The organism is Chitinophaga filiformis, from assembly GCF_023100805.1.
In the GTDB taxonomy this organism is placed as follows: domain Bacteria; phylum Bacteroidota; class Bacteroidia; order Chitinophagales; family Chitinophagaceae; genus Chitinophaga; species Chitinophaga filiformis_B.
On record NZ_CP095855.1, the window covers coordinates 4,964,032 to 4,979,184 of the forward strand.

General features: G+C 46.8%; 7 protein-coding genes. 6 read left to right on the plus strand and 1 reads right to left on the minus strand.

The genetic code is table 11. From position 1 onward, the window contains the following. Positions 1 to 36: 36 nt before the first annotated feature. Complete coding sequence (locus tag MYF79_RS19370; RefSeq protein ID WP_188134015.1) at positions 37 to 429, minus strand: response regulator; 393 nt, start codon at positions 427 to 429, stop codon at positions 37 to 39. 485 nt (positions 430 to 914) lie between these two features. Between MYF79_RS19370 and MYF79_RS19375 the strand changes: the two genes are divergently transcribed. The 6 genes from MYF79_RS19375 (at position 915) to MYF79_RS19400 (ending at position 15,150) form a co-directional block, all read left to right on the plus strand. Then, on the plus strand, positions 915 to 2,105 hold the full coding sequence (locus tag MYF79_RS19375) for a glycosyltransferase family 2 protein (protein ID WP_247809289.1): 1,191 nt from the start codon (positions 915 to 917) through the stop codon (positions 2,103 to 2,105). A 371-nt stretch (positions 2,106 to 2,476) separates the two neighbouring features. Then, complete coding sequence (locus MYF79_RS19380) at positions 2,477 to 9,463, plus strand: fibronectin type III domain-containing protein (protein ID WP_247809290.1); 6,987 nt, start codon at positions 2,477 to 2,479, stop codon at positions 9,461 to 9,463. Between the two features lie 78 nt (positions 9,464 to 9,541). Further along, positions 9,542 to 11,731 carry a GumC family protein gene (locus MYF79_RS19385; RefSeq protein ID WP_247809291.1) on the plus strand — a complete coding sequence of 730 codons (2,190 nt, stop codon included), beginning with the start codon at positions 9,542 to 9,544 and terminating at the stop codon, positions 11,729 to 11,731. Between the two features lie 18 nt (positions 11,732 to 11,749). Continuing rightward, positions 11,750 to 12,841 (plus strand): acyltransferase family protein, encoded by a 1,092-nt coding sequence (locus MYF79_RS19390; protein ID WP_247809292.1) that lies wholly within the window; start codon positions 11,750 to 11,752, stop codon positions 12,839 to 12,841. Positions 12,842 to 12,972: 131 nt separating this feature from the next. After that, positions 12,973 to 14,415, plus strand: coding sequence for an O-antigen ligase family protein (locus tag MYF79_RS19395; RefSeq protein ID WP_247809293.1), 1,443 nt, complete (start codon positions 12,973 to 12,975; stop codon positions 14,413 to 14,415). 6 nt (positions 14,416 to 14,421) lie between these two features. Then, positions 14,422 to 15,150, plus strand: a complete 729-nt coding sequence (locus MYF79_RS19400; protein ID WP_247809294.1) for a TolC family protein — start codon at positions 14,422 to 14,424, stop codon at positions 15,148 to 15,150. The last annotated feature ends 3 nt before the right edge of the window (positions 15,151 to 15,153 follow it).

A 15,153-nucleotide genomic window follows, 5' to 3' on the forward strand; every position in this document is an offset into this window, starting at 1 on the left:
GGAATTAATGGTTACATACTGATTATATATTTAGTGCTACGAAAAAGCAGGTACATGCTGAGCTCTCAACACATGATCAATTGTATCCAGTAAGATTACGGGATCAAAAGGCTTTTTGATAATCGTCTTGATGTTACCGGGGCGTATATTGGCAAACGACTCTTTAGTGTCATGCACACCGGAAAGCACCATGAGAGGTATATGCTGATACAGATTACTTTCGGTCATGAACTCAATGAGTTCCCATCCGTTGATGTTCGGCATCTGGAGATCCGTGATCACCAGGTCGGGGATATTGCCGTTTTTAAGCCAGGCCATAGCAGCCAGACCATCACACGCTGAAACAACGTTGTAGGTCCTGTTTAGCATCACTTCCAGTAAATATCGGATGGGTAAACTATCATCTATAATTAAAACTGTTTTTTTCACCTTTAACCAATTTAATATTACAAATAGATCCCAATACGGTTAAGCATTGGAAAAATTAGTGTTCGTTGGCTTTAAATTGGATAAGGTTTTACGGAATTAAAAAAACAGTTTCTCAGGGGATATGAAAGAAAAGAATCAAATATGGTTTCTTTTAAAACGCTTGCACTAAAATACGAAAGTAATTCTTAACTACAAGCTCTAAATTTTCGCAATAGTATTGTCCTTAAAAAAACAACGATGTAAAAATATAATACTTTATTCATTTCCCAATATGTTTTTGGTAAACGGCTGTTTTTTTTGGGTGAATGCGCAAGAAATTATCGTAAACGGATATTCAATGCCTTCGCACACTCATTTTTTTTAAATGTAGCATACGCTGCTGAAAAAATACTGCACAATTATTATACTTTTGCGGTGAACCCCCTTGTGGGATTGTTCTGTAACGTGCTACAACGCTCAGTTTATCCCCTCAATCTATATATATTATGACTCTGATCTCAGTGATCTTCTGGTGCAGCCTCTTTCTTGTTTGCTATAGTTATATAGGATATGGTATACTACTTTATATAGTAATTAGACTGCGCCGTTATTTTGTAGGCCCCAGACAAACGGATGAAAGAACGCCCTTCACTCCGGAGGTGACCCTTATGGTGGCTGCCTACAATGAGGAGGCCTTTATCAGGGAGAAGATAGCCAACACACTCGCCCTGAACTATCCGGCGGAAAAGGTACAGATCATCTTTGTAACCGATGGCAGTACCGACAACACCAATAATATAATAAGGAGTTACCCCCGGATCACATTGCTTTATGAACCGGAGCGCAATGGCAAGACGATGGCGGTAAACAGGGCCATGAAATATGTGAAGACGCCATTTGTAGTATTTTCAGATGCCAACACCTTATTAAATAAGGACGTCCTGCCTTGTCTCATGCGGCATTTCAGCGATGAACAGACCGGTGCAGTGGCAGGTGAAAAAAAGATCATAGTAGCGAAACAGGCAGAGGCGGAAGGCGCAGGGGAAGGAATGTACTGGAAATATGAGTCATTATTAAAGAAGTGGGATGCTGAACTATATAGTGTAATGGGAGCTGCCGGTGAACTATTTGCTATACGCACCGCCTTATATGAGGATATCCCCGCAGACACTATCCTGGATGACTTTATGATCTCTTTCGGTATAAATAAAAAAGGATACAAAGTGGCTTACGCCCCTGACGCCTATGCCCAGGAGACGCCTTCTGCTTCGCTGGAAGACGAATATAAACGCAAGGTCCGCATCAGTGCCGGAGGCTTTCAATCAATGAGCCGGCTGCTCGATCTGCTGAACATCTTCCGTTATCCCAAAATTACCTGGCAGTATGTTTCACATCGTGTATTCCGCTGGACAGTTGCACCATTATGTCTACTGTTGGCACTACTAACTAACGTAATATTATGTGCATCCGGCGCACCGGCCGTCTACTGGCTTATACTGTTCCTGCAGGTAGCATTTTATGGTATGGCTTTGGTAGGATATATGCTCGCAAGAAGACAGGTGAAAAGTAAAGTGTTCTATATACCCTTTTATTTTGTGTTTATGAATGTGGCCGTGTATCAAGGGTTTGGCCGTTTTGTAAGAAAGAAACAGTCTGCAGTATGGGACCGCTCACAACGTCAATTAACCACGGGGTGAGACGTACTTCTTACACTTACCGTTCACTTGTGTTACTTCACCAATTGTTTTATATCGTTCACCCTTAAAAAACAGATTTTCGCTAAAAAAGTCTACAACTATAAAAATATACACTTACTTTTGGAACTTGAACCGAGTACACTGGGCTTAATCCTTATCTGATTAATAAGAAAGCTACCAAGTGTGATGTAATTTCCTAACCTCATCCTACATAAAAGCCAATCTGGTAGTTATTCTCTTTTCGGGACTATCAATTTTAATTTTGCCATCTCCTCTGATCTGCCAGCCCTGAAAGCTTTGGGCTATTATTTATTTATTTCTGGCTAATCACCGGGTAACGCCCCGATTGTCCATAATATATATTTTCTTTTATGAAAAGAAATGTACACTTACTATTCAGCATTCTGAGCATTCTAATGCTTTTTGCGGGTACAGCTGTTGCACAGCAAGCTTTAAACCCCGCTGACCCCATTGTTGTGTACAATTCCAGCTCCCCCCCTACACCTCCACCTTATGGACGTATCGGGAAATGGGTGAAGACAAACCGCTTGTCCTGGAATACGTCAAACTTCAAATGTTACATTTACAAGGGACTTAACTTCCGCCTCAAATTCCCTAAGACCTACCAGCACAATGTTGCTGATGGAAAGAAATATCCAATCTTTGTATTCCTGCACGGCCGCGGTGAAGGCGGTAGCGTTTATGACAACGAGTACCAGTTACTGCACGGCGGACAGACATTTGATAACTATACCAATAATGGCAGCTTCGACGGTTTCCTGTTTTATGGACAGACAGCAGATGGTAACTGGGGAAACGGTCAGTACGACATTATCAAGGAATTACTGGACAGTCTTGCCCTGCAGGTAAAGGGTGACCTGAACAGGGTGATCGTTAACGGCCTTTCTGCCGGCGGCTACGGTTCCTGGCTCTTCGCGGAACGTTATCCGCAGTATTTTGCTTCCATTATGCCGATGAGTGGTATTGCCAACGGCGATGCCAGCACCACCAATATTAATAATCTGAAATACACTGCTCTCTGGTATTTTCAGGGAGGTAAGGACAACGCGCCCGCTCCATATACTGCCAATACGGTAGTTACTGCCTATCAAAACGCCGGTGCTCACCTTACGTATACATTATACCCGGATCTGGGCCATGGTACCTGGACCACCGCCTGGGCAGAACCGGATTTTGTTCCTTTTATGAACAGGAACAATATACTGACCCCATGGCCATTAGGTGGACGATCTGAATTCTGTCCCGGCGATCCGGTAAATATTACCGCCGGTATCCCGCCGGGATTTGCCGCTTATGAGTGGCAGAAAGATGGTAATCCCATTCAGGGAGCTACATCTAACAGTATTAATATCACCGCACTCGGCACCTATTCGGTAAGAGTAAGGAGAACTGCCGGCGGCGCCTGGTCAGAATTCTCTCCTATACCACTTGTCGTGAAAACGAAAGCGGCTACTGTTACACCACCAATTACGATAGACAGCCTTGCTACCAATGTATTGCCCGCTCCTGACGGCAGTACAACAGTTACGCTGAAACTGCCTGCCGGTTACGCTACCTACGAATGGCGTACCGTAGGGGGTAATACTTCATTAGGTAACACCAACACATTCACTGCGGGTGTAGGACAATATATTGCCCGTGTAACAGAGCAGTTTGGTTGTACCGCCAGTTTCTCTGCACCATATAGTGTCATAAATGCGGCTGGCACCAATGTACCGGACCAGGTAGGCGGTGTAACCGTGACGCCTGTTTCTGAGACCCAGCTGACATTGAACTGGAACGATAAACCAAACCCTCAGAACAACGAAACTGCTTTTGAAATATACCGCAGCACTACGTCTGGCAGTGGCTACAAAATGGTAGCTAAAGTACCTGCTGATGTGCTGGTATTTGCCGATAAGGGCCTTGCGTCCAATACAAAATACTACTACATCATCCGTCCGGTGAATGCCAATGGCGCTGCTCCTGTATCAGCTGAAGCCAGCGGTACTACCGAGACAGATGCCCTTGCTCCTACATCACCAAAGAGCCTGACCGTTACAAGCACCAGCTCCAGCTCTGTTTCACTCAGCTGGACGGCCGCGACCGACGACGTAGGTGTGAGCGCCTACGAAGTGTATGTAAATAATCAGAAATCATACACTGTCGAAGGCACTAAACTTAATATGGTGGCTTATGGCCTGACCGAAAGAGGTGTCTACAATTTCTACGTAATAGCTAAAGATGCAGCCGGTAACGCCTCTCCACCGAGCAACCAGGTTACTGCCGCAGCTATCAATAAAGGCATTGCCTACAAATATTATGAAGGCACATGGACCACACTGCCTAATTTCAATAACCTCGTACCGGTAGAATCCGGAAGGACTGCCAACATAGATCTGACTGTCAGGAACAGGGATATTAACTATGCCATCCTGTGGACAGGTTTACTGACCATCCCTGTAAGCGGTACTTACTACTTTGCCACCAACTCTGATGATGGTAGTAAGCTGTGGTTCAATACTCCTTACAGTTACAGTGGTTTAGCTACTGTAAATAACGACGGAGCCCATGGCACAACACAGGTGAGCAGCCTTCCAATGGTGCTGAATGCCGGCGTGTACCCAATTACTGTGGCTTACTTCCAGGGAAATGGCGGCCAGGCAATGAACCTGCGCTGGAGATCCAGTGCTATTAACGTGAACAACTTCACCAATATTCCGGACCAGTACCTGGGCGATACCATGACCATTCCGGGTTCTGCACCTGCAGCACCATTGATATTGGGTGCTACAGCTACTGCATTCAATAAGATAGATCTGACATGGAGCGATAACAGCAACAATGAATCAGGATTTGAATTGTACCGCAGCCCGACCTATAATGGTACTTATACCGTAGTAGGAAAAGCCGGTGCCAATACAACCACTTTAACAGACAATACTGTTGCCGCTAATACCCGCTATTATTATAAGATCCGTGCAGTAGGACCATCCGGTGAATCGGCACAGTCAGTAGGTTATCCCTACCTGGCAGTGTATCCGTTCGATAACTCCGCGGCGGATGTCAGCATCAATGCCAATAATGGAACTGCCAACCAGATCACCTACAATTCCGCCAACGAAATAGAAGGCACCTATGCGGCCTCCTTCAACGGATCCAACGGTTATGTGACTATCGGCGGCAATAACAGCGGCTTCCTGCATGATGCATTCTCTGCACGTACAGTATCCGTCTGGATCAAGCCAACGGTAACAGATAACACCCGTACAATATTCGAAATTGGCGGCAGCACCAGCGGTCTGGCTCTGCGTATCAATGCCAATAAACTGGAAGCAGGTGTTGCCAGCAACGGTATCCGTGTTGCAATATCAACTGCCTTTACCAGCACTTCCTGGACACATGTTGCAGTGGTGTACAACAGCGGTTCCCTGCGCCTCTATATTAATGGCGACCTGGCAGCTTCCGGCACCACCAGCTTCACTACTGTCAATGCCACCACTGACAACGCGAGGATTGGCTATAATAATGGCACCAACGCCTTCAATTTAACAGGTACTACTTTCAGTGGCCTGATGGACCGATTCGCTATTATCGGGCAGGCGCTGACACAAGCCGAAGTCAGCCAGCTGGCCGGACAAACCCTGCCATTCTACAGCGCGGTAACACCGGCATTGCCTGCAGCACCGGCTGCACCAACAAACCTGGTAGCTACTGCAAGCTCTCCTTCTGCCATCCAGCTGACCTGGACCAACAATCCGGCAAATGCAACCGGTTATGAAATTCAGCGTGCCTTTGGTAATAGTAATACTTTTGTATTGGTGAAGGCCGATACCCTGATTGGAACATCCGGTACGTTTACCGATACCGCTTTGTACGCTAACCAGCAGTATGTATACCGCGTACGTGAAACAGGCGACGGCGGCAACTCACCTTACTCATCCAATGCCACAGCCGTTACCGGCAACAACAGGCCGGTCATTGACGCTGTTGGCAACAGGTCAGCACGTTATGATGTGGAAACACATATCCCGATCGTAGCGAATGACGTGGATGAAGATCCGATCACGCTGACCACTGATAATCTGCCTTCTTTCGTTACACTGGCATCAGACGCAAATGGCTCCTACCTGAAGGTAACGCCAAATGCAGGCCTGCAGGGTACTTATAACAACCTGACAGTGTATGCGGCAGATCCGTTCGGTGGTAAGGATACCGTTACTTTCAATCTGACTATTAACGACAATTATAGCCCTGTCATAGCCTCTATTGCCAACATTTCCCTGAATGAGGGCGCTGGCCAGCAGCTTTCTCTCTCCGCTACTGATCAGAATGCTTCAGATGTACTTACATGGTCTGCAGCATCATTGCCCTCATTCATCACTCTCTCTGGCAGCAACCGTACTGCCAGCTTGAATGTGGCTCCCGGCTACGCTGACGCGGGCGTTTACACAGTGAAGCTGACTACCGTTGATGGCAATGGTGGTACTGACGACAAAACATTCACTGTAACCGTAACAGATAAAGATCCGAACTATAAGTTCTTTGTGCGCTTCAAGAATCAGACAGATGCTCCGGCGCCATGGAACAATATCACATCCTTATCTACCAGCAACCTGGTGAACGATAAGGGTGAAACTACCAACGTAGGCCTGCAGTTACAGACCGGCAACTGGTTCACCTGGAATGAAGGTGCGGTAACCGGCAATAACAGCGGTATCTATCCGGATGTGGTACTGAAAGAATACTACTTCTTCGGGTCCTGGCCCGGTATTTTCACATCCGACAATGCGATCGACGTGAAACTGACCGGACTGGATACAACCAGGAAGTACTCCTTCAAATTCTTTGCAGGCAGTGCATGGTCTGTACAGGCGAACAATGGCACCACCGTCTTTACGATGAACGGTGTCAGCAAACCGCTGAATGTACAGGGTAACACCTCCAATACTGCTAACTTTGACAATATCACGCCAAACAACAGTGGTGAGATCACCTTCAATATGGCGGTAGCCAATGGCACACCGGTAGGTTACCTCAATGCATTTGAAATGAACGCTATACTGGACGATGGTACACTGCCAGCTGCTCCTAAAGAGCTGCTCGCTACAGAAGATAACGGCAATGTATCCCTCAACTGGACAAATGTTGCCTACAATGCTACCGGTTACCGGATCCACCGTGCCACCGACAGCCTGGGCGTCTACAGTTTACTGGGCAGCCTGAACAGCGCAACTGCCCACAGCTATGTGGATAATACCGTACATGGTAACACCCATTATTATTACAAGGTCAGTGCTTCCAATTCTGAAGGCGTATCTCCGGGCTATAGCAATATAGCCGGTGTAAATGTGCCACAGAAGGCTCCTGGTATCAGCAGCATTGCTGATGTGAAGGTGAAAGCTGGCGCCTCTGCACAACTAAATGTTACAGCCACCCCAGACCTGGGTAACACTGTAGCCCTGACCGTAAGTGGTTTGCCGGCATTTGGCAGCTTCACAGACAATGGCGACGGTACCGGCTCATTCAGCTTCAACCCAAGCGCCAACAACCTGGGTAGCTATGCAGTGACGCTGACCGCCACTGACAACCAGGGTGCAGCCTCCAGGGATACCTTTAATGTGTTCGTTACCGACAAGAATACTACCAGCGTTTACCTGAACTTCTCGTCCAGCAGTCCGGCCGATGCGCCATGGAACAATGTGGCAGGATTCCCTTACCAGGGTGTAAGACTGAACAATGCACTGGATGAATCAGGTAACCCGACCGGTATCAGCGTAACATTTAACGAAGTATGGGAAAATGACCAGCCTGCAGTAGGCCAGAGCACTTACGACAATTCCGGTATCTATCCTGATATTGTGATGCAGTCTGCGGTATATGACAGCAGGAACATTACCCACACCGTGAAACTGTCCGGATTGAACAAAGCGAAACGTTATAATGTTGTGTTCTTTAGCAGTCTGAACTTCGGGGTAGCTGCCAAGGTAAGGTACACCATCAATACTGATAGCGTGGTAATAGATCCTGCATACAACACCAGCATCTCCAAACAGATCAATGGCGTATTGCCGAATGCGAATGGTGAGATCAATGTCCTGGTGAACAAAACACAAAATGGCTACTATATGCATATGAACGCAATGGTACTGGAAGCTTATGACAGTGCAACTGCTGTCCTGAATCCGATCAACCTGCGTGCAACAGCAACAGGCGCCAAGACCATCGCCCTGCAGTGGTCAGACAGGTCCAACACAGAAACAGGCTACCAGGTATGGCGTGCAGTTTCCGGCGGCAGCTACACACAGGTGGCTAGTCTCCCGGCCAACTCAGTGAGCTATACTGACAATAACCTGACCGTGAACCAGAAATACTATTACAAGGTGCGTGCGGTAAGAGGCCTGACCAATTCCGATTATAGTAACGCTGCATCTGCAACCAGCCTTGGATTCAGTATCAATGTGAACTTCAGTGAACTGCTGGTGGCTCCTGCTCCATGGAATAATACCGGTATGCGTCCGCAACAGGGTGTGGTGATCAGTAACATGCAGGATGGTCAGAACAATTTGACCGGTGTCGGCATCACCATCCTCCAGAACTTCGACGGTATGTACTCTGCCGGCATCAACACAACCAATAACAGTGGTATTTACCCCGACAATGTGATGGTGGAAAACTATGGTCTGTTCCCGGGCAACCACGCAGACTACTACATCACCGGCCTGAACCAGGCACTGAAATATGACCTGGTATTCTTCGGCAGCTCCGTAGAATGGGATGATATCACAGGTAAATACACCGTGAACGGTACCAAGATGGCATTGCTGAATGCATCTCTGAACAAGAGCGGTGTGGCAACTATCCGGGACGTAGCTCCTGATGCTTATGGCAGGATCCATGTAGATGTTGATCCTGGTACGGCAACATCCCGCTATGGACTGATCGCAGCCATGATCGTCAAAGGCCACCTGGATCCTGCTACCCAGAACGATGAAGGACCGATAGATCCGGCAGACGCTCAGGCAGCCAGAATAGACGGTAACACCGTGGCAATGGCAGCTCCGCCTGTAGCCCTGATCAATAAGGCGGCTGACTTCGGAGAAGCAAAGGTATATCCGAACCCATATGAAAATCAGTTCAACGTAGACATAGTATTGAAAGCCGAAACAGCTGTAAGAGTAGAGATATTTGACGTTGCAGGACGGCTGTTATATTCAGATTACAAAGGTTCCGTTCCGGCCGGTGCCAGCACCCTGCGTATTAATACCGGTTCAAGGATTAGTGCGCCTGGCATCTACCTGCTCCGCATCAGCGGTAAGAATGGCGAAACCAAGATGGTCAAACTGGTAAAGCGATAAGCTTTACCAGTTTCTCCCAAAAAGTCCGGGCAACCGGATTTTTTTGCAAGCTACAGATGTTAAATAATTACAATTAATATGGATATAATATATTTCATAAAGGCCCTGCTGAAAAAGAAATGGTGGATCATTATCAGTACCATCATTGCCGTTGTTGCTGCCCTCTTCTTTACCCTCGGCAAGCCCAGAATGTATGCTTCCGTAACCCAGATTGCGACCGGATTCACTATCAACGACCAGATTAAACTTCGTGATGAGAATGTCAATATTTTCGAAGCAGATGTAAAGTTTGACAACGTGATCGAAATCATCAACTCCCCCGTGGTAGTTGGTATGTTGTCTTACGACCTGCTTATTCATGACCTGACCAGCAATAAACCCTTCGTCCGCCTGCAGGAAAAAGACCTGAACTCAGACGTCTATAAAGCGGTAGACAAGCAGGCAGCGGTAGAGATACTGCGCAGTAAGCTCGACTCACTACAGGTCCTCTCTTCTTATAACCCCGTAGAGCGGAATATCCTGGCTTTTCTGAAGCTCTATAAATATGACTACGAATCCATCCGTAAAAGGATGAATGCCTCCCGTGTGCAACGCACAGATTACCTGGAGATCGTAGCCACCGCAGAAAACCCTGAGCAGGCCGCATATACCGTAAATACGGCGTACCGGGAATTCATGCGCTATTACAGGAGTATGCGCACCGAAAGATCCGTGGAAAGTGTCGAATCTTTTGATGAACTGGTAAGGCAAAAGAAAGCCGAACTGGATAAAAAAGTGGAAGCACTCCGCTTATACAAATCTTCTGAAGGCCTGCTCAATGTGGAAACAGCCAGTGGCAATGAGCTGGACCTGATCAAACAGTTTGAAAAAGGCCTGTCTGACGAAAGAGCTAACTACAATACCATCAACTCTTCCCTGCAGAGTGTAAACCAGCGTCTTGCTGCTGCCAGCAGCGGTAAGACCGTTTATACCAACAACAATAGCGAGATCATAGATCTGCGCAGGCAGATCAACGACCTCAATGAGGAACTGACCCAGAAAGGCAGCAATGATGAAGCAATGCGTACCAAACTGGCCGGACTGCGTGCACAGTTACAGAAGAAACTCGGCGCATCATCGACCGGTACGCAGACCGCAACTACCAAAGACGCACTGATACAGGAAAAAGCCAATCTCGAAGCGCAGCTGAATGCTTCCAGCCTGAATATAAACGCACTGCAGACGCAGATATCCAAACTGAAAGGCTCTGTTGGCTCTTATGCCAATAAAGAAGCTACAGTGAGCGGTCTGCAGGCCGAAGTCGATATGGCGCAGGAAGAATATAATAAACTGAAGGAAAAGCTGAATGCGGCACAGGACAACCGCACTACCCCGGACCTTAATTTCAAACAGATCCTGAAGGGACAGCCCGCCTTTAAACCTGAGTCTTCCAAACGCATGATCATCATGGGCATGGCCGGTATTTCCACTTTCCTGCTTACGTCTTTCATCGTATTGCTGATGGAATTCCTGGATGGTTCCCTGAAATCGCCATCTGTGTTTGAGAAACACCTGGATTTACGCCTGATCAGCAGTGTGAACCACGCTGACCTGAACAAGTACAGCATCCTGGAAGTGTTGCAGAAAACAACGATCTCTGACAAACATTCCAAACAACGCCAGAACACTTTCCGCGAGTTGCTGCGCAAACTGCGGTACGAGGTGGAAAGCAGCGGTAAGAAAATATTCCTGATGACAAGTACAGAGGCACGCCAGGGTAAAACTACCCTTACACAGGCACTGGCATATAGTTTGAGTCTCAGTAACAAAAACGTACTGGTTATCGATACTAATTTCTGTAATAATGACCTCACTGTACAGATGGAGGCAGCACCCACACTGGAAACGTTTTCTGTTCCTCCTTCAGAGCTGAACATTGAAAAGGTAAAGGACATCGTAACAACATATCCCGTACCGGGTATTGAGGTGATCGGTTGTAAAGGTGGCGACTATACTCCATCTGAGATCTTACCGAAGAATAATTTGTTAAACTATCTCCCATTCCTGAAGAACTACTACGACTTCATCCTGCTGGAAGGCGCACCGCTGAACGACTATACCGATAGTAAAGAGCTGGCGCAATACGTGGATGGTGTCATAGCAGTTTTCTCATCCAAGCTGGCATTAACACAGGTAGACCGTGAATCGGCCCAGTTTTTTGAAACCCTTGGTGATAAGTTCGTGGGAGCAGTACTGAACAATGTCCAGGAAGAATACCTCGAGTTATAACGAAAAGTGTACCCAAAAATGCCAGGCATCACATTCAAAGAACTGTTTAACTTCAAACCGCCACAAGCCAATCGGCTGGGATGGATAGACTATGCAAAAGGCATAGCTATTATCCTGGTCGTATACAGACACGTGCTATTCGGACTGAAAAGTAGCGGCATGGTTGTCAGTCAGTGGATCATTGACGGCAACAACATGTTCTACAGCTTCCGTATGCCATTGTTCTTTCTCCTCTCCGGGTTGTTCTTCGAAAGAAGTATCACCCGGAAGGGAGAAACGGGCTTCCTGGTTACCCGCGTCAATACGTTGTTGTACCCCTACGTACTGTGGGCATTCATTCAGATCACCCTGCAAATGCTCTTCTCCTCATTTGTTAACGCCCGCCGTACCGGCGCAGATTATCTGAACATCCTGATACAACCCCGCCATCTTGACCAGTTATGGTATTTATTTGCACTGTTCAATGTAACCTTACTGTATCTGCTTATAGCAAAACTATTCCGCTATGACAAATTTGCCCAGGTGCTCGTGTCACTGGCATTGCTGGCCATAGCTCCTCTTGTGAACAGTATCAGTACGCTTTATGATGTAGCATTGCACTACATCTTTTTCTGCATCGGCAACCTGACGGCAACTTATTTTTTTTCGGAAAAGACGCAGGAAAAGCTCTCTTCCGCATATGGATTACTGGTACTGCTGCCCATATTTGCACTCTGCCAGTATTACTTCCTCTATCATCAGCAGATGAACCTGTTCCTGTATGCAGGCATTGCGCTGATAGGCAGCCTGTTTACGATCATGGTCTCTTTCCAGTTGTCGAAGTACAATGCATTGCCCTTCCTGAGAACGTTCGGGCATTACTCCCTGTACATCTACCTGCTGCATGTACCGATCGTAGCGGCGATCAGGTACTTCCTGCTGGGCACCATGATGAAACAGCATATAGTGGTGTTACTGGTGTTGCTGATATTCATTGCCATTTTCTTTTCCATCATCACCTACCGGATATGTATGCAACTGAGGCTTGGCTTCCTGTTTACAGGGCCTTTTAAAGCCAAACCGTACAATCCGCAGCAACCGGAGATCGTCACCCAAAAAAATCATTTGTAATGCCCGTAAGAAAGAAATATACACCTGGTATCAGTAAAGCGTTCCATCAAACGATGCTGTTGATCTTTGTGGCGCTGACGATGATAATGCTATTTATGAAGATCATGTTTTTTTAAAGTATTCAGATAATTATGCTCAGTCAACAGGCTAAGAAAAACACCGTATTATACCTGTTCATCCTGCTCTGGGTGGTAGCTGTACCCGTTATCGCCTATGTGTCTTCCATGGATGCCAAATTCAGTATTGTGGTGTTTGGCGGTATTATCGGGCTGGCACTTGCAGTGATCAGCGCCATGAATTTCCGCCTGGGCTACTACATATACATTGCTGTTTCAATGATCGTGCACGTGCCGGAGAGGATGGCCGGCACAACGATGCCAGTGGGCGTTGTTATGGACCTTTTCCTCCTGCTGATGCTGGCAGGGGCCATCTTTGATAAAAAAAGCAAGGAGAAGTCAAATGTTGCCTATTTCAAAGATCCTCTCCTGCTGATATTGTACCTGTATACGGCTTACCTGCTGATACAGTTCTTCAATCCCAATATGTTGTCGATACAGGGCTGGTTCATCTTTATCAGGGTATACATCCGCAACTTCATCTTCCTGTTCCTCACCATCAAAGTACTGAGCGACTGGTCGCAGATATATAAGTTCTTTAAGTTCTGGCTGGCCTTGTCTACAGCCGCAGCGCTGTACGGCTGTCTGCAACAGGCGGTAGGACTGCTGCCCTTTGAAAGGAACTACATTGCCATGAACCCCGACAAGTTCAAGACGGTTATGATACAGGGACGTGCAAGGATCTTTTCATTTATGGCAGACCCCGCGGCGTTTGGCGTACTGATGGCCTGCGGCGCCATTATCGGCACAATATTGCTCACCGCCGGTCAGAAGATCGTAAGCTACCCTAAAAAATTATTGCTGCTTTTTATTATCACGGTCCATTTGCTGGCACTCGGATTTTCCGGTACCCGTACAGCATATGTGATGTTGCCCGTGGGACTGCTATTGTTCTTCCTGGTAAACCTGCATAACAGGAACACCCTGATCGCTGCTGCCATTTTCACTTTCGGTATGCTGGCCATCCTGTTCGGTCCTTTCTATAGCAGTCCAACCATCATCCGTATCCGTACGGCATTTATGGGTAGCCAGGACGAATCGCTCAGCCTGCGCGATGTGAACAGGCACAATATACAGCCCTATATGTATACGCATCCGATCGGTGGAGGTGTGATGACAGTGGGTAATGACGGCGTGACTTACAATCCCGGTCACCGGCTGGCAGGCATACAGCCCGACAGCGGCTACCTGCGTGCGGTACTTGAACTTGGATGGATAGGGCTGATCATCACCTGTATCTATACCTATATGGGCATACACTACGCCGTCAAAAATTATTTCAAAGAGGAAAATGAATTGAACAGGTTATTGCTGATAGGTATTGCTGCGGTGATGTATGCTATCCTGGTGGCCCAGTATGCACAGGAAGCAGCGGGCCTCGTAGAATCATCTATTTTCCTGAATGCCATTCTGGGCATCACCATTAAAGTACGGTATAATCTTTCAACATCTAAATAATACAGTATGAAAAAGGGACTTTTATTCATTATTGGCTTGGCGTTCTGTATATCTGTGCAGGCACAGAAAAAGGAATCTAGCCTTTATATCCCTCTCACCGATTCACCTGAAGTAACACAATTGAAAGCAGTATTGGTAGAACTTGCCATGCAAAACCCCGCATTAAAGGTGTACGACAACAAGGCGAAAATTGCCAGGTATCAGCAAAACAAAGCCACAGCCGGATGGCTGAACATGTTGCAGGCATCAGGCAACCTGAACGAATACACTTTGAAGAACAACAGTAACAATGCCACGTTCTTCCCCAGGTATAACTTTTCACTGACGGTGCCTATTGGTAGTCTTATCTCTATCCCTAATGATGTCAAGATCGCGAAAACAGAAAAGAAAGTGATCATGAACATGAAAGAGGAAGAACAGCTGAAAATAAAGGCAGATGTGCTGAATGCATACGAACTGTATGCTGCCAATAAGAAAATGATGGAACTGGAAGTGCCATTGCTGGAAGACGTATACAATCATTACAAACAGACGGAAGAGAAATTCTCTGCCGGTGACAAGGAAGTATCTGTAGAAACCCTGAACATTGCCTACAGAAGTTACAATGAAGAAATGGTGAGAAAGGTAATGCTGGAAAGGGATATCAGGCAGGCCAAGATCGAACTGGAAAGACTGATCGGTATCAGCTTTGAAGAGGCGGTACTGCAGTCACAGGCAAGAACTTTTAACAAATAGTGT

What these genes read in the sequence shown, in the direction of transcription:
- MYF79_RS19375 (WP_247809289.1), top strand. Translation starts at nt 915, where the DNA reads ATGACTCTGATCTCAGTGATCTTCTGGTGCAGCCTCTTTCTTGTTTGC.
- MYF79_RS19380 (WP_247809290.1), top strand. Translation starts at nt 2,477, where the DNA reads ATGAAAAGAAATGTACACTTACTATTCAGCATTCTGAGCATTCTAATG.
- MYF79_RS19385 (WP_247809291.1), top strand. Translation starts at nt 9,542, where the DNA reads ATGGATATAATATATTTCATAAAGGCCCTGCTGAAAAAGAAATGGTGG.
- MYF79_RS19390 (WP_247809292.1), top strand. Translation starts at nt 11,750, where the DNA reads ATGCCAGGCATCACATTCAAAGAACTGTTTAACTTCAAACCGCCACAA.
- MYF79_RS19395 (WP_247809293.1), top strand. Translation starts at nt 12,973, where the DNA reads ATGCTCAGTCAACAGGCTAAGAAAAACACCGTATTATACCTGTTCATC.
- MYF79_RS19400 (WP_247809294.1), top strand. Translation starts at nt 14,422, where the DNA reads ATGAAAAAGGGACTTTTATTCATTATTGGCTTGGCGTTCTGTATATCT.